The sequence below is a fragment of the Moorena sp. SIO3H5 genome, from assembly GCF_010692395.1.
Taxonomy (GTDB): Bacteria; Cyanobacteriota; Cyanobacteriia; order Cyanobacteriales; family Coleofasciculaceae; genus Moorena.
Genome location: NZ_JAAHHS010000104.1, coordinates 1 through 20,836, shown reverse-complemented (window position 1 = coordinate 20,836; position 20,836 = coordinate 1). Strand labels below are relative to the sequence as shown.

The following is a 20,836-nucleotide window of genomic DNA, read 5'->3' as shown; positions in this document are numbered from 1 at the left end:
GACACTTTCTCCCATCAGTATCACTCCCGATAGTCCTCGGGTGAGTTTTTTCTTCCATGGTGCGACGACTAATCAAAGCGTAAACTTTGCTGTTGGTGGTGCTCAAACCGGAGTGTCTGGCCTTGGTGAGTTCGAAGCATTGTCCCCGGGATTACTGACCCAAGTAGCAGGGTTCACCAATGACCTAATCGTATCTGATCAGATGGCTGACCCCAACGCCCTATATATTCTGTGGTTGGGTGGCAATGATTATCAGAGTATGGATATTCCTAATCCTACTCAGGTCGTGGGCAATATAGAGACAGCCCTGAACTCCCTGTATAACTTTGGTGCTCGCAATTTCCTAGTGCTTAACTTACCAGATTTGGGAAAGATACCTCAATCGCTGAGACTAAATAGTGTATTATCGTCTAGCCTCACAGATTTGACCGAGCAGCATAACTCTGTATTGGACTCCAGGCTTAACATTTTGAGGCAATCTTTACCTGACATTAACTTGATATCCGTTGATCAGTATGACCTATTTAATCAGATTTTGACCAATCCTGGAAACTTTGGTTTCACGAATGTGACGGAAGAGTGCTTAGATGGAACAACGTTTATTGCTTGTGCTAATCCAGACGAGTTTTTATTCTGGGATAGCACCCACCCAACGACAGCTGGCCATAAGATCCTAGCGGAATTAACAATAGCCGCACTGAAGTCCCAAAACAAGGTTAATACTAAGGCTAAGACTAAGTCTGTACCAGCAGCAGTGTCTTCTGCCTCCTTAGGAGTTATAGGGGTTGCGTGGTTGTTTCGGAAACAGTTGAATAAATGCTGCTAGAGTTTAGTATTAACTAAAACACAGTGGCAGCTTCCCGAGCTGTCACCGTTGATACTAAATTGATACTTAATAGTTTGATACTACTATTGGTAAATTCTATGGGTAAATTGCTGAATCGATAGCAGCTTCATTGAATTTATTCCTTGACAATTTTCAGGATAACATTATTAATGTTACGGGGAGTTTTCATATAGAGTTTATCCTTTTCTGTCTACAATACTCGTTCTATAATTCGGCGCACTTCTAGGGGAGCAGTGATAGTAGTAATCACACTTACCAATTCCCGATTACCAATTATCAATTACCCAGGCTTTATAAGATTGACCTTTGGTCACGCTACGCGATCGATATTATCGATGTTTTGTTTACGAAAATTATACCAGATCTAGCCTGATTAAATTTATTGTAAGACTATTGTAAGACTTTATTGTTTATTTATAATATAACTAAAAAAATTTGCAATATCTTAATAAAGAGGGTCACCCAAAGCAGTAATATACCTCTGTAGATTTTTAGTTTTGGCTTGAAAGGGCTGCCTACCATCACAGACAATCAACGATGAAAAACGCAATTACGGCTTTTGGATTTTCTCTATTATCTTTCGTGTTTCCCCTTTCTGTTAGGGCATATGATTTAGATTTCAGTAATCTTTATGTGTTTGGTGATTCCCTATCGGATTCTGGCAATGCCTTCAATATCAGTAAGGCAGCCAATCGGGTAGATCCCACCATTCCCATTATCCCCCAGAGTCCACCCTACTTTGAGGGACGTTTTAGCAATGGTCCGATCTGGGTAGATTATTTAGCAGATTCTCTGGAAATAGACCTAAAGCCATCTACTGACTTGTCACTGGTGTCACCGGATTCCCCCATACTTGCGCCATTCACTATCACTCCCGATGGCCCTCGGGTGAGTTTTTTCTTCAATGGTGCGACCACTAATCAAAGCGTAAACTTTGCTTTTGGTGGTGCTGAAACCGGATTCAGTGGCATTGGTGAGTTTGGCGAGTTTTTACCGGGATTACTCACCCAAGTCGCAGGGTTTACCAATGACCTAATCGTATCTGATCAGATGGCTGACCCCAACGCTCTGTATATTCTGTGGTCGGGTGCCACTGATTATCTGAATATCGATCCTCCTAACCCGACTCAGGTCGTGGGCAATATAGAGACAGCCCTGAACTCCCTGTATAACTTTGGTGCTCGCAACTTCCTAGTGCTTAACTTACCAGATTTGGGAAAGATACCTCAATCACTGAGCCTAGATAGTGTATTATCGACTGGCCTCACGGATTTGACGGAGCAGCATAACTCTGTATTGGACTCCAGCCTTAACGTTTTGAGCCAATCTTTGCCTGACATTAACCTGATATCCGTTGATCAGTATGACCTATTTGATCAGATTTTGGCCAATCCTGGAAACTTTGGTTTCAGCAATGTGACGGAAACGTGCTTAGATCAAGCAACGTTTATTGCCTGTAGTAATCCAGACGAGTTTTTCTTCTGGGATCCCTCCCACCCAACCACAGCTGGCCATCAGATCCTAGCGGAATCGGCCTTAGCAACACTGAAGTCCCAAGACAAGGATGAGTCTAAGTCTGTACCAGAACCAGTGTCTTCTGCCTCCTTAGGAGTGATAGGGCTTGCCTGGTTGTTTCGTAAACAGTTGAAGAAATCCTGCTAGAGTTTACTATTAATTAAAACACAGTGGCAGCTTTCCGAGCTGTCACTGTTGATACTAAATTTATACTTAATAGTTTGATACTACTATTGGTAAATTATATGGGTAAATTTAGGCGTTGCTTAATAATATAATGATTAAGCAATAATGGTGATTTTATTAAACTTTAAATAATAAATAATAAGTATTATTGATAACTTCAAAAGGGAGCAGGGATTAGGGAAGTCATAAGAGGGAACTTCGGAATTGTAAATAGGAAAACAATAGTGTGTACCTCATTAATATGAAAGTTCATATATACTCTGATTAAATTTATTGTAAGACTTTATTGTTTATTTATACTATAACTCAAAAATTTTGCAATATCTTAATAAAGAGGGTTAACCAAAGGTCACCCAAAGCAGTATTCTATCTCTGTAGATTTTTAGTTCTGGCTTGAAAGGGCTGCCTACAATCACAGACAATCAATGATGAAAAACGCAATTACGGCCTTTGGATTTTCTCTATTATCTTTAATGTTGCCCTCTGAAGCTAGGGCATATGATTTAGATTTCACTAATCTTTATGTGTTTGGTGATGCCCTATCGGATTCTGGCAATGTCTTCAATATAAGTAAGGCAAGCAATCAGTTAAATCCCACAATTGGGATCATCCCCCAGAGTCCACCCTACTTTCAGGGACGTTTTAGCAATGGTCCGATCTGGGTAGATTATCTAGCAGATTCTCTGGAAATAGACCTAAAGCCATCTACTGACTTGTCAGTGGTGTTAGCGGATTCCCCCATACTTTCGCCAATCACTATCACTCCCGATGGCCCTCGGGCGAGTTTTTTCTTCAATGGTGCGACGACTAATCAAAGCGTAAACTTTGCTTTTGGTGGTGCTGAAAGCGGATTAAGTGGCATTGGTGAGTTCGGGGCGTTGTTACCGGGATTACTCACCCAAGTCGCAGGGTTTACCAATGACCTAATCCTATCTGATCAGATGGCTGACCCCAACGCTCTGTATATTCTGTGGTCGGGTGGCAATGATTACCGGAGTGTAGACCCTCCTAATCCTACTCAGGTCGTGGGCAATATAGAGACAGCCCTGAACTCCCTGTATAACTTTGGTGCTCGCAATTTCCTAGTGCTTAACTTACCGGATTTGGGAAAGATACCTCAATCACTGAGCCTAGATAGTTCATTATCGACTGGCCTCACGGATTTGACCGAACAGCATAACTCTGTGTTGGACTCCACCCTTGAAGTTTTGAGCCAATCATTACCTGACATTAACCTGATATCTTTTGATGAGGATGACCTATTTGATCAGATTTTGGCCAATCCTGGAAACTTTGGTTTCACGAATGTGACGGAAACGTGCTTAGATGAAGCAACGTTTGTTCCTTGTGCTAATCCAGACGAGTTTTTATTCTGGGATAGCGTCAACCCAACCACAGCTAGCCATAAGATCCTAGCGGAATTAACAATAGCCGCACTGAAGTTCCAAGACAAGGCTGATTCTAAGTCTGTACCTGAACCAGTGTCTTCCGCCTCCTTAGGAGTGATAGGGCTGGCCTGGTTGCTTCGGAAACAGTTGAATAAATCCTGCTAGATCTTAATATTAACTATAACACAGTGGCAGCTTTCCGAGCTGTCACCGTTGATACTAAATTTATACTTAATCGTTTGATACTACTATTGGTAAATTCTATCTATGGGTAAATTTCTGTTAATCTTATCTGCGATCGCTTACCTGTCTCAGACTGCTATAGCTCAGGCACAATCAAGGCGTTGGGTCAGAGTCATGTCAAATGCTCAGACAGGAAATATCCACTACTTCGATGTCGATTCTTTGGTCAGCACCACGGATAAAATGGGCAATCCCATCCACTCCTTTGATAGTAGAATAGTATTTGGTAATCCTCTCGAACCAGGAGTGTATTCTGCCATTATCACGGTTCAAGTTAATTGCCCTGAGCGTTCCATACGTACATTGCGTTTTGAACAATACGATTCCCAGGGTAGTATAATCAGCCGAGAAGAATCGGAGAATGATTGGTACACAATACCCATGCCCGATACTCCAACGGTTCATGTCATGAATGGTTTTCACACCTTAGCTTGTAATTCTAATACTAATGTTGTAAACCGTTGACTGTTAACTGTTGACTATTAACTTTTCACTGTTGACTGTTCACTGTTGAGTCGGAACTCAGCACTGTCCGACTCAGGAATCAATTGATATCACTCATCAGAAGATTAACTAATTCTTGGGTGATAGGGAAACCAGTTTGTTGCTCAAAGTGTAAAAACATCGGACTAGGGTTAGCCTCAAGAAACACGTATTCACCATTTGGCTTTAAACGCCAGTCAATCGCCGTCCACTGCAGCCAAAACGCTCTAGTGATAGCTTTACACTGCTGTTGCACCGTCTTTGGCAGCCTGACCGGAATCAATTGAGCATCGATATCTTCTCGAAAGTCAAGTGACTTGGAGCGAATTTCTGCCGAATACATCGAGTCCCCAATTACATAGGTGCGAATATTTGTGCCAGGGATATACTCCTGTATAGTAACAGGAGAAAGCCGCAGCGCTAAGTTTAGTCGTTCAGGTTGTAGATGTTTTTCTGTTAAAAACTGGACATGAGCACCACCATAGACTGGCTTAAAAATCACTTTATTACAAGACTTCGTAAACTTAATGATAGCGTCTGGATCATTACTAATCAGAGTATGGGGAATCGTTACACCCATTTGTTCAGCTTTGCTCAATTGTAGAGGTTTTTCCTTATGCAATTGATAAGCTTGCCATGAGTTTACCCAGTGAATTGATGTTCCTTGCATCAAGGTTCTTAGGGTACTCATCGCATCATTAAAAGCAACTCTCTGCTGTAATGGATTTTTAATTTGCGGAATTTGAACTCCAGAAAAATTACGCCAAAAGATGCTACGAATATCTCTCAGACGTAATTGATAGCCATCGGATAGGGTGAGAATTCCATCTTTAGTGTGTGGCTGCCAAGATAGGCGTAATTTAGTAGGAAACAGAGAAGTGTCAAGATAGTTTGTCTTGCCTCCAGCCTTAGTCAGAGCATGGTTGATATGCGCAGCGTGAGTATCTTCAGGATTGCCCAAAATTAAAATATTCATCTATTGCCAAACAAAACGAACTAGTATTTATACAGTTCTGCTGATTACCCAAGTTCCTTTTTTGTTTCGGTTTACTAGATAATAGTGTGGCTAATCAAGTCAATATCATACTTTGTTTGGCAAAAAATTGGTATTTTAAAACACCATCTAAGCCAATTTAATTTTGGTATACTATAAGATATATTTACCTGATAACAGGTAATTTTTATAGTTAAATGCATCCTGATATTACTCCGAAAATATAGTACACCCTGTTGACAAATTGCCTAAATGTTGCAAGACGCTGCTAATGGGTCAGGGAGTTGTTAGTAGATTGCTTAGCCTTTGAGGGCGACATTTCTCCCTATAGCAATCCGATAGAATTGCTATATTCCCTAATCTTTATAATTACTAAAAAATTGGCAAGTGTGCCAATATTGAGATTATTTTGACTGGTAATGGTTTAAGGTCAATACCTGAGAGATGTTGTTTGTGTTCGATAGCAGTTTGGTTGTTACTCAAGGCTTCGAGCAGGTCTGCCCCTTCTTCTCTCTTAGTGCGCGTTCACGCTTGTCGGGGAACCCGACCGGGGTCGCACCGCTGACAAGGCCCTTTGTGCTTGCACCCCTTTCTTCCCCTCAGGCGAAGCTGGTAATATTGCCATCTTCTCCAATCGCATCCGTAAGAATGCCTCCTTCTTCATCTGAGGTTTGGGGAATAGCGACATTTAAACTGTCGTATTGAGCAGGTGGACTGGCAAGTTGAGTATTCATGACTGCTTTTAATGGCTGAAAGCGCTAGTTCAAAAAGATGGTCAGAGAAATAATCTCTGTATGTAACCATGGCAAATTAACCTGGCTTTCGTAATCCAGATAATTACTGATCCTGTTAAATCTTTTACAGTTCTATGTCCGTGAATTCTCTAGTTTAGCTCTTGTTAATGAATAAATACTAACTAAGTAGTCGCCCACAAAACTAGGGGAAGAGAAAGGAAACTGACTAAGGTAGATAAAACCACTGTCCGTGCTACTAAGGGAGCATCTCCCCCAAACTCAGTGACCAAAACTACCGTACTAATTGCTACAGGCATGGCACTTTGCAACACCAACACCTGTAAATTTAATCCCTCCAGTCCCAATGCTTGACCAACGGTATGGGCAATTAGCGGAGCTACCAACAAACGCAAGGTAGTGGCGAGCACCTCATACCGTCCTATCACCAAACGGGTGCGAGACAATTGTATCCCCAAAACAATTAAATCGATAGGGATTGCTGCCATACCCAACTGGTGAATACCCTTATCTAGCCCTAAAGGCAGTTTTAAGCGCAATAAACGCCAGGTTAATCCTGCCAGCATTGCCCAGAGTAGCGGTAGTTTTAGGGTTAAGCCCACTCCAGAACTAATACTACCCCCTTTAAGTAAGGCGGGACAAATAGCAAACATCAACAAGGCAGCTGTGATCATGTAAACTATAGCGCGTTCTAAACCCGGTGTACCAAAGGCAAAGGAATTGAGAGGAAGCCCCAGGTTTCCAGCATTGGGAAAAATAGCAGCAACCATAAAGCTTTTTTGGACAACTGCTGGTAATTTCAACAGTTTGCCTAATCCCCAACTCAGTAGGTAAAGCAACACAGCAGTAATGATCAACCCAGCGACTAAACCAGTGGTGCTTTCGGTAGACAGTGTTGTCCGATACAAGCTGTCTGCTATCAACGCTGGTACCAGAATATAAAGAGATAGCTGAGAAAGAGTTTGCTTGTCCAGAGATAACGTGCGACCAGCAATAAATCCAATCAGGATAATTAAACCGACCGAAACAACAGCAGGTAGAAGAACAGTCATTATATAAATACTTTAGATGAACCCTATTAAAGTAAAAGTCTTTTTGTTAACCGTTGACTGTTGACTTTCAAGCAACCTTAAACCTTAAACCTTAAACCTTAAACCTTAAACCTATTTTTGCTCAACTGCTTCAGTCGCCGCCGCAGTTGTTTAATATTAGGTCTGTGACCTCCATAACGCCAACGGATATAAGCATGCGCTATCTGGTCAATGACCTCAGCGGATGCTTTAGGCTGGTCTTGACCTATACTGCTAGCGTATTCTAAGGGAGTTTGAGTCGGATGTTTGAGATATCCTTTGGTTGCTAAAATTTTGATCATTTGCTGGTAAATCTGTTCCATTGGTGGCAATGTTGCCAACCAGAAACGATAGCGCCAGTTTTTCCACTGATGCCAACCTAGCCAGCTCAGAAAACCAAATGCGATCGCTAATATCAAGCCGCTCAACATACCTAACCAACCACTAGATACCATCTCCCACAATCCAACAAATACTCGGATAATGGTACCAATGGTGAAATGCCATAGATTGCTAAGTAAACCAGTGATTGGTGAGGGGAGCCAACCTGCTACCCACTGCCAAAACTGCCGCAATACACTAAAGGTTTGATATTGCTCGACGGAGGGGGGCAGCAATTGATGACCTGGGATGGGATCAAAGGCAAACCAACCGTATTTAGGGAAATAAACCTCAGTCATGGCATAGGCATCAGTATTCCGGACGATGTAAAACCCGGTAAAAGGGTTAAATTCGCCAGTGCCAAATCCAGCCACTAATCGGGCTGGGATGCCTATGGAACGGAGCATCATGGTGAGGGTGGTGGAGAAGTGGTCGGGATAACCACCTTGATACTTGAAGAGAAAGGCTTCCACCAAATCTTGATTTTCTTCTAGAAAAGGGAATTGTGAGGGGTCTTGGGGCAGGCGATAACGCTGCTTAACCGCCTGGGCTAGATACAAGGCTTTTTCATAGGAAGAGGTAAGAGGTTTCTCTGAAGTGGCTAGGAGTTCTTCAGTACGTTGCCTGACCCTCACTGCAATTTGGGGGGGAATATCTAGATAGTAGTTTTGAATCGACTTGGGGTAGTTATCCCCAGCTTGCTGCAACTTAGTGCGATCGCGAAATGGAACTTCTGATATTACGGTATAGGTCAGTCCTTCTACTAAACCTAAAGGCGATCGCAAACTGCCTTCTGGTCCAATACCTATTTCCCGCGACGGAAAGAACAATTCGCTAGGATAGGCCAAAGCGGGAATCAGATTGGGTAGTTCTGATACAGCTGTGTAGGTTTGAATTATCTTTTTGGTTTGACCTGTGATCAATGCAGGTAAGAGTTGAAAGCGATAGGACCAGCTTGGTCGAGTTATTTTCTGGACTTGATTATCCCGAGAAATTTCCCAACCCTGACCCGTGTAGTGGTCAAACGCTAGCACTCGCCAAAATCCCGGTGCTTGAGAACGCACCCGCATCACTACCTTAGGTTTGAGTTCTCCCCGCAGATTCTGGTTAATCTTGCTATTAAAGCCATAGTAAAATGTCTCATCCAACTCACCAGAACCCGTAGCGTTTTGAGAGCCACCACTACCATTTTCCCCTTGCTGTTTCCCTTCACTTACATAGCCAGGGTTAACAATTAACCTATTTTGTGAATCAAATCTCCGGTTTGCCATTTCCCCAGGAGCACTGACGGGATACATCTGGATTTGATAGCCAGGGAAACGAGGCATCAGAGCAAAAATCGTTAACCCTAGCGCCATAATTACCCCGATAAATAAAATGAGACGCTTTAGGGGTATGGGTGAGGAATTGGGAGTAAAACCGTATAATTTTTTACGTTTTTTAACCGTAGATATACCCAAGCGTGACTGGTAATCTAGGACAAGAACCGGTAATGCGATCGCTAAAAATACTAACAACAGAGGGGCAAAGGCCAGAGTCTGACTCACAGTACCAGCGACCCCCAAAAGGATTAGCCCAATTACCATCGAATAGCCCAAATCCTTGCGGCGCGGCAAGTCAAAGCTATGGAGAATTTGCAGCTGAACTAACAACTGAGCCAGAGCCAAGCGGGTATCATTGAGCTGACTGAACACATTGCCCAAAAAGGCTACCAATGCCAGCAACATCCCCAATGCCAGCAAGAATTTCAGAGCTATGTTACGTTGGCGACGACGATACCAACTCCAGGTTGCTCCCACAATACTTAAGGGTACTGCCCAAAGACTCCAGAAGGTAGATGCGGCAACATCAACAGCCACAATTCCTACTACTACCAGTGCCTGTACCAACACCCTTAACGAAATCGACTCCTCTGTAGGAGGCAATGGCTTCGCCTCAAGACGCTGCCAAAACTGACTCACCATGGTAGATGCGCTCCGAGGTTATATGTCAAGCTTGGAATGTTAAACGCGCACCCGTGGCCTTTTGGCCAAGGTTGGAATGTTTAAGGTTGGAATGTTTAAGGTTGGAATGTTTAAGGTTGGAATGTTTAAGGTTGGAATGTTTAAGGTTATAACCTGAAACCTGTTAACCTGTTAACCTGAAACCTGTTAACCTGTTAACCTGCAACCTGTTAACCTGCAACCTGTTAACCTGCAACCTGTTAACCTGCAACCTGTTAACCTGCAACCCGTTAACCTGCAACCTGTTAACCTGCATACAACTATTCTGACTAATTTGTAGGGCAGATTGCAAAGGTCAAAGGTTTCTGTTCTCCATGATCGAAGCGAATCTCGATAGAACAAATCTGATTGGGTTGTAAATCATAGGATTCTACACTCAGGTAACCTGGATAGGTACGTTCTGCTTTTGCCGAGGCTTGAGGTGTACCTAGAGTCAAGCTACCACCTTTAGGCAAACGAGTGCTGACCCGTAGCTGAGACACACCATCTTCTTGATGATATTCGGCTCGCAGAGTCACTAAACCAGCACTAGTCTCCCACTGGCGCTCCACAGGAGTTTGATTTGGTGAAACTGGAATGGTCAGGGTGGTAAGAATTTCCTTAGCTGCTAACAGAGCCAACACCATCTTTTGGTCATTGTTAGCTTCTTCGTAAGGTAGGGATTGCAGTTGTTCTTCTGGAGAACGAGTAGGTGTCATCAAGATCCTGCCACTCCAGGAGTTAAGGGCATAGAATTCGTCCGGAAACAGCTTTTGAACTGCGCTAACCAGTTTAGCCCCTAGTTGATACTGGGAAGACACTGCCTCAGAGCAGGCTTCTAGCAATTGAGATAAAACGTTTTCTGGAATGGCAGTAGGTATTGCCAAGTTAGACAACTGTGGCATCCAAAACCTAACTCCAGAAACCCAAGACTCTGCTATTGCGTCAACAATATCAGTTTCATAGTCTGAAATTTCTGTCTCCCAAGGAAACAGAGGTGGGTTAAGTTCAATTTGAGCTTGTAGTTTGCGCTTCAATAGCGTCTGGAAACGATTTTGCACGGTTGACATCTCTCCCAAGTTGTAGCGGCGGATTTCACCGCCTAGTGTAAGGTCATCATGGGTGATCGATTCTAGTGAATTCACCCACATGCGGTCTAAAGCCGCTTCGCCATTGTGATTAGGGACAATGTTCAAGTTTTCCAAGTCCAGTGATTCTGATAAATCCAGGGGATATACATCAAAGTCAAAATCCGCTGCTGTCGTCTCACCCAGAGGTACAGTATCGTTTACTTGACCGCTTGATGGTATTGAAGCAGCGGGACGGGACTCTTTTAGCCAAGCCATTAAGCGGCTATAAAAAGCGTCCATGTTGTTATCTATGTCACTATTCATCTTTAGATCTACCGGATCCGGATACTGAACTATTACGAATATCCCAGGCAATTTCGAGCAACTTAAACCATCGCTTCTGTGCCTGATTTAGTGTACAACCCAAGGTCTTAGAAATTTGTTCATTGGAGTAACCTTGTTGTTTGAGTTTAAGTAATTCTGACTGTTGGGAACTTAGTTTTTCTTGAAATCGTTGCCATTCTTTTGGTGTTAGTCCCAGATTTCGATCCAAATCTGCTCCCAGCCACTGATGTACCAATTCCCAGCGGTGAGACAGAGCAAACCGAATCAGATGATACTTAAACCGTTGTTGTAAATAGTCCCGCTGTCTGGGATTGATGCCTAAAATCTCCTCAATTTCCCTAGTTGGCAGGTCTTTGAGCCGCAGAGTAAAGTAATTTGCACAATCATGTTGCTGGCGTTCTTCGAGATAGGCGAATAGTTCTTTGATTACAGTTTCCCGCAGGCTGGAGTCTAGGGGTTCAGAATCCGATAACACCATTGCCTCCCGCACCTGCTGAATCGCCGCATCATTCCAAGTCGCATCTGACTCTTGTGCTGCTCCTTCCGCCGCTGTATCCATATCCACAGAGGTTTCTGGAGGTTGCTGTTGGGAAAAGGTTTGAGCACGTAGAATGATCAACTGTTGGGAACGGCGACCGGGTAAAGGAATACGTCGCTTACCATAGCGCTCTGTAAACGCCATATATTCTGATAGTTCCAGGAGGCTGCGGGGACGATAGGTTTCCTCCAGGGAAGTTTCCCGCCGAAAGGCATTTAAGGCTTCGGCATAGAATCCCTGTAAGAAATCTTCAATCATATTCAGCCGCGCCTGGTAACTGGTCGGCGTTTGATGGGGTGTAATGTAGCGGTAGATAATCGCACTAAGAGTACTCTGTAGTTCTACCCTTCCTTGGAGCGACCCCAGTTTGTAGTAATGACAAACTTGCTTGAGACGATGGTTAGCGAGGTTTTGAGCCCAGCTGTCCACATCCCCAGAGTTTTGAATCCGATTACTTTCATTGCAAATACGATTAACTTCATCAGCTATACGTCTTGCTACGTCCTGGCAGTTTTGCTTAGAAGCACGAGTGGACTGCCGGAGTTCTTTATACAGCAGTTCAAATAGTCCTTCCACGCCCAGGCAGACTTCCCTCATCATGATTTTCATTCAATAACGACCCTAACATACACGTACTCTCGACAAATTTGATTTAGGTTTAGACTATGTGCAGCCAAATTCCTCACCCTATAGCTCCTATGGAATTAGACGAACAAATTAACAATTTGATTGATAATGCTCCACAAGATGGAACGACGCCTCAAGCGATTGAAGCGATCGCTCCAGTACTCAAACTTCTGGCGGAACAACTAAACCATCTGGAATATTACATTCTCCAAAATCTTGACCAAGGTTGGGTGTTGACGACACTGAGTAATCGTGCTAACCCTGATCTGGAGAAAAATGTTATTTATGCTTTTCCGACTGTTCAAGATGCTGCCAATTTTCATTCTGATTGGGATCCTCAACTTATGGCGTGCGGGGTGCCAGTCACTCACATTTTGTTTCAGATGTTGGCAATCGACACCGTCACTAGTACTGTTTTCTTTGATACACCTGGTAATTTAGCGGTTGGTTCAGAGGTCTCTCGAGAAGACCTACGAAATTTAATACAAGCTCAACTACAGCAAATCCGGTCAGCACCCAAGTCAGATTCTAACAATCTACCTCCTGACATTGCTTAAGTATGGCAACGAGCGCGAGCAGACAATGACTGGATGAGGAGATCATCGGATGAGGGGATGGCACCGATGATAGGATTTGAAAAGCAAGACTATTGAATCAAACATTATTACCATCAACCCTGATCAGATCATCAATTACTCTGTCTCATGTCGGGAATTTTCATTTATTCAATATAGTTATTTCCTGCCATCACGACCTCTGTCCATCTCCCCATCGGTGAATTTAGTATCTGTAAATGCAACTTGGTATTAATTTGCCACTTGCTATAATAGTGCGGCTAAAATTGCGGTTAAGCCCCCAATATGCCTCGCAATAAAACTATGGTAGCTTCTCAAACTGGCTTCCCTGATACAGAAAATCACTGGGCAAAGCCATTTATTGAAGGTTTAGCCAATCAGGGAATGATTAGCGGTTTTCCTGATGGCAGATTCCGACCTAATCTACCCATGAATCGATCTCAGTTTGCTGCCATATTAAAAAACGCTTTTTCCCAACCCGAAAAACAACGAGCTGCTCCGACCTTTATTGATGTATCACAGAAACACTGGGCAAAAGAAGCGATTCAATATGCTTACGAAACTGGCTTTATGTCGGGTTATCCTGGTAATCGCTTCCGCCCAGACACTAATCTGGTTCGAGTCGAAGCCTTGGTAGCGATCGCAGCTGGCTTGAACCTTCCCTTGAGTGAGATATCGGATGTACAGATAGAGCTACCCCAACTCTATCAAGATGTCGATAAAATTCCTGGTTATGCCCAAGACAGGATAGCTACCGCTACGGATGCTAACATAATTGTCAATTATCCCAATCCCAAGCGACTGCGACCGACTCAAGTGGCAACTCGTGCTGATGTGGCAGCGTTTATCTATCAAGCTTTGGCGTATTTGGGTCAGGTGCCAGACCTAAACTCAAAATATACGGTTGCTTTCCAAACCACTAGGGAGGTTAGCCATCAGCGAGAGTTTCGAGGAGTTTGGGTTACCAGTGTCTGGAACATTGACTGGCCGTCTGAAAAGGGTCTAGCAGCAGAACAACAGCAAGAGGAACTGATCGAGATTATTGACCGGATTGAGGAACTTAACCTCAATGCTATGTTTTTACAGGTACGACCTACAGCAGATGCGTTATATGCCTCAGAATTAGAACCTTGGAGTGAATGGCTAACAGGTACCCAAGGGCAAGCACCAGAACCGTTTTACGACCCGCTGGAGTTTGCGATCGCAGAATGCCACAAGCGCAATATTGAACTACACGCCTGGTTTAACCCGTTCCGCGCTGCAACAGGATCACAAGTTTCCACAAAAGTCAAGCCTCACATCAGCGTTACCCATTCAAACTATGTGTATCAATACGGTAAGCAATTGTGGATGGATCCAGGAGTAAAAACAGTTCAGGACTGGACTTATAACGTGATTCTGGATGTAGTCGATCGTTATGATGTAGATGGGATTCATCTGGATGACTATTTCTATCCTTATCCTATCAAAGATCAAGATTTTCCTGATCAAAAAACCTATGAAGCTTATCAGGAAGCTGGGGGTGAACTGAGTTTGGGGGATTGGCGCAGGGACAATGTGAATAAGATAGTTGAGCGTCTCTACACTGGCATTAAAGCTAATAAGCCAACAGTGAAATTTGGGATTAGTCCTTTTGGAATTTATCGTCCTGGACAACCTCCTCAAATTAAGGGATTAGATCAATATGAAGCTATCTATGCTGACCCGAAAAAATGGTTAGAAGAAGGCTGGGTCGATTATATTGCTCCTCAACTTTACTGGCGGATTGAGCCTCCTGCGCAAAGTTATCCGGTTTTACTGCAATGGTGGACAGAAAATAATCCTAAAAATAGACACATTTATTCTGGGAATAGACTCAGTAAGTTAGATGGAGAAGAGTGGCCGATTTCTGAGTATGAAGAACAAGTTGAAATTAGCCGTAACCTAGTGTCTCAAATTTCTCTGGGCAATATTTTCTATAGCATGAAAGTATTCACAGAAAATCGTTTAGAGGTGCTTGACCAGTTCAAAAGCTCTATTTATTCTGAGCCTGCTGTTGTTCCTACTATGGAGTGGTTAAAGACTGAGCCACCTAAGACACCAGGTAATGTCAGAGCAAGAGATGGTAAGCTAAGTTGGCAGAAAGTTTGTGATGGAGAAACTTGTTATTGGACGCTTTATCGACAACAAGATGGGGTTTGGAGGTTGTACAAAATTCTGAATTCAGCCACGCTAGAGATAGCGCTAGAGTCAGGAGTCTATGCTTTGTCAGCAGTCGATAGGATTGGGAATGAAAGTTTAGGAGTTGTGGTGTCGTTGGGTTAAAGGTTGTTCACCCTTGGCATCCCTATTAGGGTAGGGTCAATGGTTAAAGCAGATGTTGGCTAAACTCATCTAAAGAATTAGCTGTTAATGCTGTTGTCATCAAGGTGTCCAATTTTTGGATATCTAAGCCTTTTATTGTTTCAGATATCTCTGAAGGAATCGTTCCAAATCGTAGTTGGAGTATTCGCTCTATGCTAGCACGACGTTCTTGTTTTATGCCCTGTTCTATGCCCTGTTCTATGCCCTGTTCTATGCCCTGTTCTATGCCCTGTTTTATGCCCTCTTCTATACCCTGTTTTATGCCCTCTTCTATACCCCTTAATTCTCCGACTGCCTCTGCACCTTCCAGCATACTAATTTCATACCGTTTATCTTCCAGATATTTCTGATAGGCTGCCTTTTCTGTATTGGGTAGACTCTCAATTCTCAGGTTTTCCTTGGCTTGGGCTAATCCCCTGGCTTGGAATTCCTCCTTGATTTCACTATTTTTAAGGAAATATATCCATTCATCCAAACTGTTTTTAGTCACATCATCAAACTGTTTCACTCTCAAAATGTAATATTCCGGAAATATCTGGTACACCTGCTCAATTTTGAACAACTCCTTCTGTAGATTTGATGGCTCTAGTCTATCCTGGATATGACGTCCTATAAAATCTAATTTTCCCTGATATATGTAATCTTCTCCTTGGCCGAGGGGAAAGTAGACTATATTAATGGAGTAGACCTTTTTGACTTTACTATAAGGCTCTCCTTTATCCAGATATTCGGTAATCAGAGTCGAAACTCCAAATAACATCCGCTGAAAGTAATCATTTTCTGAACTATTTTGCACCTCCACTAGCAATAACTCCCCAGCACTATTGAGAGCTAGAATATCTACCCGGTTTAGTTTATTGTCTTGTGTCTGAGGATTACTTTCACTGTCTTGATGCAGTCGCTCATGGGGGAAACCCCAAGACCGCGCTGCATCGCTTTCGAGTATTGATTCAATGGTAATCACTTCTCCGAGTAATTCGCTGATAAAGCCTTCGAGGACAACATAATTAGCTTTATCTCGCAGTTGTTTTTTGATCGCCCAGTCAAAGCGTATGTGTGTTGCTGCCATGATTAGTCTTGCTATCTACAAGCACTATGCAATTTCGACTTAATTTCATTATACTGGGTCATTGGGTCAATCCTGAGCAATGGTGTTTAGACAAACCTAGCCAAGAGGGATTAAACTTAAACAATAAGCAATAAGCGAATTTTGTCTATTTTAGTTGGTTACCGTGAGAGAGATTTTCAAGGTTATTCTTCCTCAACTGCGTCAGCACTTCGAGAAAATTTACAACTATATGAGGGGATTCGGGTCTCGTCAACATTGGGACTCTAGCCTCCGATTCATAATGCGAACGCATTACACAAATCAGCAATGACTACTGATTAATGACTAATCAAGGGATCACCACTGACAGCTTAGAGCTGAAGGCTTACCTAATCAGTTTGTTTACCTTGCGATATCCTTTTAAAATAACTATACTTAATCTATTATATAACATTTAATAATTATTTTTTACTAATTCTAATTTAGGATAGTCTAATCTAGGGGAGTAATATTAATGAACAATCAAATTATTGATCAAGTCTTGTACAAGCACAAACTTGCTATTGATGACCTATTACAAGATTTGCAGAAATTTGCTAGTCAAATCAATAAACCAGAATTACAGTCAAAAATTAGGACGATACAAAAAAATAGTAATGAACCGTTTTCATTAGTTATTGTTGGAGAAGTTAAAGCTGGTAAAAGTAGCTTTATTAATTCACTGATTCAAGAAGAAATTTGCAAAACTGATGTTGAGCCATGTACGGATGTTATTCAACAAATTGTTTATTCAGAGGAGCAGTTTGAAAAAGAGATTAGCCCAACCTTACGTAAAATTGGTTTACCCATTGACATCTTGAAAACGTTATCAATTGTCGATACTCCCGGAACGAATACGATTCTGGAAAACCACCAAGAGATTACTGAAAACTATATTCCTAACAGTGATTTAGTATTTTTTGTCTTCTTCGCTAAGAATCCCTATCATAAAACAGCTTGGGAACTCTTGGATTATGTCAGTGAGCAATGGCGTAAAAAAGTAGTCTTCATACTTCAACAGTCTGATTTAACTAAACCAGAAGAATTAAGCCGAAATAGTCAGAGAGTTAAAGAGTATGCTAGTCAACGACATATTGAGTCTCCTATAGTTTTTGCGACCTCAGCGGAATTAGAAAACAATGGGAATGAAGAGGGGAGTGGGTTTAGGGAAGTGAGAGGATTTATTAATGATATGGTTACCGGTGGGGAGACTTACAAAATTAAACTTAAATCAATTAGCGATCGCACTCACAATGTGATTGATGAATTAGACGATGAATTAAAATCTATTCAACGGCAACTAGAGCTAGATAAATCATCAGTAGAACGAATCAAAACTAAACTAGCTGTTGGTGAAAAAAAGTCTCAAGATGACATTACTAAACTGCTGGATAAGTTAGCCGCCAACTATGATCGAGTTGCTGAGCAAATAAAATCAGATTTTAGCGCTGGTTTCACCTTTCCTAAACTAATCAATAAGTCCGTTGTTGGTACCGTTAATAAAAATGCCTCGATCCAAGCCTGGATCGATCAGATCAAGGCTAAGTATGAACCAGAGCTACAAGTCTCGTTAGAGGAAACCTTAAAAGAGGGAACACACCATTTTTTAGGGGATATTAAAAACCTAATTGATTCGTTAATACAAGATTTGAATACTATCGATAATTATTCAAGTAATAGCAATCTATCTATCCGAGTTATGGAGCGCCGTCATGAGGTGTTTGAAGACGTTAAGCAAAAAGCGTCTAAGCTCCTTGAAGATGCTGAGTTTATCAATACTTTAAAATCTAACGCTAGTGGAGTCGCTACCAATATATTAGGTGGAGCGGCAGTAACAATAATTGCTGGGCTATTTATGGCGATAACGGAGATAGTAATATTGGATCTTATTGGTGCTGCGTTTGCCGGAGTTGGGATTTTAGTTTCCGGGGGAACGCTTTATCTTAAAAGAAAAATGATAATTAGCAAAATTGGCAAAAAATTAGACAGTGATAAAAAGAATTTGATATCAGATATTAAAGAGCAACTTAACTTAAAGTATACTCTGATTTATGAAGAAATAAAAAGAGTATTTGGAGATTTAGATAATTATGTTGAAAAGGAAGAAGAAGGACTAGAACCAATCCTTAAGGACTATAGAACAATCCAGAGCAAGGCTAAGGATTTATTAGTCATTAGTCATTAGTTATTGGTTATTGGTTATTGGTTATTGGTTATTGGTTATTGGTTATTGGCTTCAACTATTGGGTTATGGCGGATGAATCTGTTCACCATTGCTGGCAGAATCATGATTGTTGAGGACAACCTAACCGAGATCTGATGCCCTGACTAGCTTCAACTAACTTTACTGGTAGCTGTACTGACGTCTCAATCAGTCCCAAAATCTGCTAAACCCCATCAGGGATCACTTTGGCTGTGGGCGTTCTAGCAGCTTTAGGTATAAAACTCCTATCAAATGTGATACTATAACCTTGACAGTACTTTTTGTTTACTGTAAGCCTAACTTGGTCAACTTAGACCATACTTAGCTATACAATAAGGTATTTTTGACTCTAACTCAGGAGTCCCAGGAGGGATATGAGCAGCACAGATAGCAATAAAGACAAGGAACTCCAATTCACTGCTAAAGGAACTGGACCCTCAGGATACATCGATAGAAAACAGCTGAGCATAAAGCCATTACCCCAAAATCGCCCTATTGCTACAAATGTTAGTGAAGGGACAGATGAACTTATGGGCTATCTTGACTAACTAGTTGTCAGGTAAACGAGTGCTTCCGGGTGTGGTTATGTCGGTCGTGTTTAGAGTTTCATCTTTAACACTTCACCCGGAGTAAGGCTGTGCTAGCGCCATACTAACGTTCTAAAACCCCTCAGCATAACGCTTCAACTCCCATGCCATTCTTTTAAGACCTCGTAACTCATCCTCTCGAATAAACGGTAGAAACACCCGAGACAATATACCTGAATAAGAGTGCTTGTGGACGTATTTGGTACGACCCACTCCTATTTCTTGCAAATCAAATACACATTCACTACGAAAGCCAGGGATAGAAGACACCCAACTTAGACACACACCAGGCTGAAGCTGAGTAACTAATGGCTCAAATTCTGTCTCTTCTTCATGGGGAAGCCGTCGCAGCGAAAGAAATACTTCTTTCCCCTGCTCAAACCGTAAAGTTGAGTCACAATCAAATAGAAATGTGTTCCAGTACTTCCACTGCTGTTTATGGAACAAAATTTGCCAAACCTTCTGCCTTGGGACATTGATCTCAATGTCAGTATAGAGACTTGTCATGTTAGTAAATAGCAGTTTTACCGGCTTCAAGTACTGTTATTTTAGATTATGGTAAATGGGAAAGGATAGAAGGGTGGACTACATACAATAATAACACGGATGCACGGATGACTTAATCTATGGGATAAATCCGCTGTTTAACATGATTAGTGATCAGTATTTTAACTTGTGCCTTGACTAGTGACATGTCTACTGGTTCCTTTGAAAAAAACAGTTTGGATTGGCAGTTGCAGCTGCTGCAACGACAATTCGGGGAGTGGTGGGAGCTGACAATGTCTCAGGTGTCTCTTGAGCAACCCCAAAGCTCACTGCCATCTTGGTTACTGTCTCCTATACTACGCCAGGGGATTAGGATAACGTTTTGGTTACTTGTGGCTGTAATCCTAAGCTGGCTAGGGGTGCGGCTGTTCAGAGGATTACACCCTTATATTATTTCTTATTACCAACAACTGACTCAAGCTACAAAAAGAGTGACAAAACGACCAGTTCCAGAATTATCAGTGGTCAATTGGTGGGAGCGATCGCAAAACTATCAGCAGCAGGGTAACTACACCGAAGCCTGTCGTTGTTTGTATATGGGGATGTTGCAGCAATTACACGATACTGGCATTGCCCCTCGCCATCCCAGTCGCACGGATGGAGAATATCTACAACTTATCCAGCAATTACCGCAACCTAAACCGTACCAAATCTTACTGATCACCCACCAGCAGTTATGTTTTAGTAACGCCGAAGTCTCTAGTCAGATCTTTGAACGGTGCCAGCAGGCTTATCAGCAGATTAAGGTTGAATTATCAAGGATGAAGGATGAGATTTCCTAGGCGTCGGTTAGGGGTAATTAGTGCCATTGCAATCGTGGTACTAATGATCATTACCCTGGTAGCTGCCCCAGCTAATAATAAAATCAATAGCGGTTCTACTTACAGCCGCGCTCCCTATGGCTATGGCGCTTGGTACGCTTACATGGCAAAACGAGGAACTCCTGTACAGCGTTGGCAAAAACCCTTTGAGGATTTAGCGAATCAGACCGATGCTCAAGGTTCGGTTACCTTATTGCGTGTCACTAGTTGGTTGACAGTAGATAGATCGGAATTTCATAGAGGTGGCAGTCGT

At 42.3% G+C, this 20,836-nt stretch carries 19 protein-coding genes and 1 pseudogene; 10 read left to right on the top strand and 10 right to left on the bottom strand.

Going from position 1 to position 20,836, the window contains the following annotated elements:
* From F6K52_RS14085 to F6K52_RS14070, 4 genes are all read left to right on the top strand, one after another.
* Positions 1–826, top strand: an 826-nt coding sequence (locus tag F6K52_RS14085) for an SGNH/GDSL hydrolase family protein (RefSeq protein ID WP_293078521.1), incomplete at its 5' end; no start/stop codon positions are given.
* Positions 827–1,384: 558 nt separating this feature from the next.
* Positions 1,385–2,509: an SGNH/GDSL hydrolase family protein gene (locus F6K52_RS14080; RefSeq protein WP_293078519.1), complete on the top strand. Its 1,125-nt coding sequence runs from the start codon at positions 1,385–1,387 to the stop codon at positions 2,507–2,509.
* Between the two features lie 464 nt (positions 2,510–2,973).
* Positions 2,974–4,101, top strand: a complete 1,128-nt coding sequence (locus tag F6K52_RS14075) for an SGNH/GDSL hydrolase family protein (RefSeq protein WP_293078517.1) — start codon at positions 2,974–2,976, stop codon at positions 4,099–4,101.
* A gap of 102 nt (positions 4,102–4,203) precedes the next feature.
* Positions 4,204–4,644 (top strand): surface-adhesin E family protein, encoded by a 441-nt coding sequence (locus F6K52_RS14070; RefSeq protein WP_293078515.1) that lies wholly within the window; start codon positions 4,204–4,206, stop codon positions 4,642–4,644.
* Between the two features lie 79 nt (positions 4,645–4,723).
* Here the strand turns inward: F6K52_RS14070 and F6K52_RS14065 are convergent, their stop codons facing one another.
* From F6K52_RS14065 to hetZ, 8 genes and pseudogenes are all read right to left on the bottom strand, one after another.
* Positions 4,724–5,638, bottom strand: a complete 915-nt coding sequence (locus F6K52_RS14065; protein WP_293078513.1) for an MvdC/MvdD family ATP grasp protein — start codon at positions 5,636–5,638, stop codon at positions 4,724–4,726.
* A 617-nt stretch (positions 5,639–6,255) separates the two neighbouring features.
* Entirely contained in the window at positions 6,256–6,390 is a 135-nt protein-coding gene (locus F6K52_RS14060) for a hypothetical protein (protein WP_293078511.1), read from the bottom strand.
* A gap of 182 nt (positions 6,391–6,572) precedes the next feature.
* Positions 6,573–7,460, bottom strand: a complete 888-nt coding sequence (locus F6K52_RS14055; RefSeq protein ID WP_293078509.1) for an AEC family transporter — start codon at positions 7,458–7,460, stop codon at positions 6,573–6,575.
* Positions 7,461–7,558: 98 nt separating this feature from the next.
* A complete protein-coding gene (locus F6K52_RS14050) occupies positions 7,559–9,823 on the bottom strand; it encodes a DUF4129 domain-containing transglutaminase family protein (RefSeq protein ID WP_293078507.1) in 2,265 nt (754 codons plus the stop codon).
* Between the two features lie 25 nt (positions 9,824–9,848).
* Positions 9,849–9,959: pseudogene (locus F6K52_RS36990) on the bottom strand (pentapeptide repeat-containing protein); the annotation flags it as partial.
* A gap of 50 nt (positions 9,960–10,009) precedes the next feature.
* Positions 10,010–10,204, bottom strand: coding sequence for a pentapeptide repeat-containing protein (locus F6K52_RS36985; RefSeq protein ID WP_364417624.1), 195 nt, complete (start codon positions 10,202–10,204; stop codon positions 10,010–10,012).
* Entirely contained in the window at positions 10,132–11,235 is a 1,104-nt protein-coding gene (locus F6K52_RS14045; protein ID WP_293078505.1) for a hypothetical protein, read from the bottom strand. Before F6K52_RS14045 ends, F6K52_RS36985 begins: the two co-directional genes overlap by 73 nt.
* Positions 11,228–12,391 carry a heterocyst differentiation protein HetZ gene (hetZ, locus tag F6K52_RS14040; protein ID WP_293078523.1) on the bottom strand — a complete coding sequence of 388 codons (1,164 nt, stop codon included), beginning with the start codon at positions 12,389–12,391 and terminating at the stop codon, positions 11,228–11,230. Before hetZ ends, F6K52_RS14045 begins: the two co-directional genes overlap by 8 nt.
* Positions 12,392–12,492: 101 nt before the next feature.
* Here hetZ and F6K52_RS14035 point away from each other — a divergent pair, with 101 nt between their 5' ends.
* Together F6K52_RS14035 and F6K52_RS14030 are read left to right on the top strand one after the other, a co-directional pair.
* On the top strand, positions 12,493–12,978 hold the full coding sequence (locus tag F6K52_RS14035; RefSeq protein WP_070396443.1) for a hypothetical protein: 486 nt from the start codon (positions 12,493–12,495) through the stop codon (positions 12,976–12,978).
* A gap of 321 nt (positions 12,979–13,299) precedes the next feature.
* On the top strand, positions 13,300–15,300 hold the full coding sequence (locus tag F6K52_RS14030; RefSeq protein ID WP_293078503.1) for a family 10 glycosylhydrolase: 2,001 nt from the start codon (positions 13,300–13,302) through the stop codon (positions 15,298–15,300).
* 43 nt (positions 15,301–15,343) lie between these two features.
* On the opposite strand, the gene F6K52_RS14025 is transcribed toward F6K52_RS14030, so the two are convergent.
* Positions 15,344–16,408, bottom strand: coding sequence for a PD-(D/E)XK nuclease family transposase (locus F6K52_RS14025; protein ID WP_293078501.1), 1,065 nt, complete (start codon positions 16,406–16,408; stop codon positions 15,344–15,346).
* A 493-nt stretch (positions 16,409–16,901) separates the two neighbouring features.
* On the opposite strand from F6K52_RS14025, the gene F6K52_RS14020 reads away from it, so the two are divergent.
* The gene (locus tag F6K52_RS14020; RefSeq protein WP_293078499.1) at positions 16,902–18,611 is read left to right on the top strand and encodes a dynamin family protein; all 1,710 of its coding nucleotides are present in this window, start codon (positions 16,902–16,904) and stop codon (positions 18,609–18,611) included.
* 392 nt (positions 18,612–19,003) lie between these two features.
* Positions 19,004–19,177 (top strand): hypothetical protein, encoded by a 174-nt coding sequence (locus tag F6K52_RS14015; protein ID WP_158069354.1) that lies wholly within the window; start codon positions 19,004–19,006, stop codon positions 19,175–19,177.
* A 111-nt stretch (positions 19,178–19,288) separates the two neighbouring features.
* Here the strand turns inward: F6K52_RS14015 and F6K52_RS14010 are convergent, their stop codons facing one another.
* Positions 19,289–19,723, bottom strand: coding sequence for an SRPBCC domain-containing protein (locus tag F6K52_RS14010; RefSeq protein WP_293078496.1), 435 nt, complete (start codon positions 19,721–19,723; stop codon positions 19,289–19,291).
* Between the two features lie 173 nt (positions 19,724–19,896).
* Here F6K52_RS14010 and F6K52_RS14005 point away from each other — a divergent pair, with 173 nt between their 5' ends.
* Positions 19,897–20,544 carry a DUF4129 domain-containing protein gene (locus tag F6K52_RS14005; RefSeq protein WP_293078494.1) on the top strand — a complete coding sequence of 216 codons (648 nt, stop codon included), beginning with the start codon at positions 19,897–19,899 and terminating at the stop codon, positions 20,542–20,544.
* Positions 20,531–20,836: DUF4350 domain-containing protein (locus F6K52_RS14000; protein ID WP_293078491.1), on the top strand; the 306-nt coding region annotated here is incomplete at its 3' end. The genes F6K52_RS14005 and F6K52_RS14000, both read left to right, overlap by 14 nt.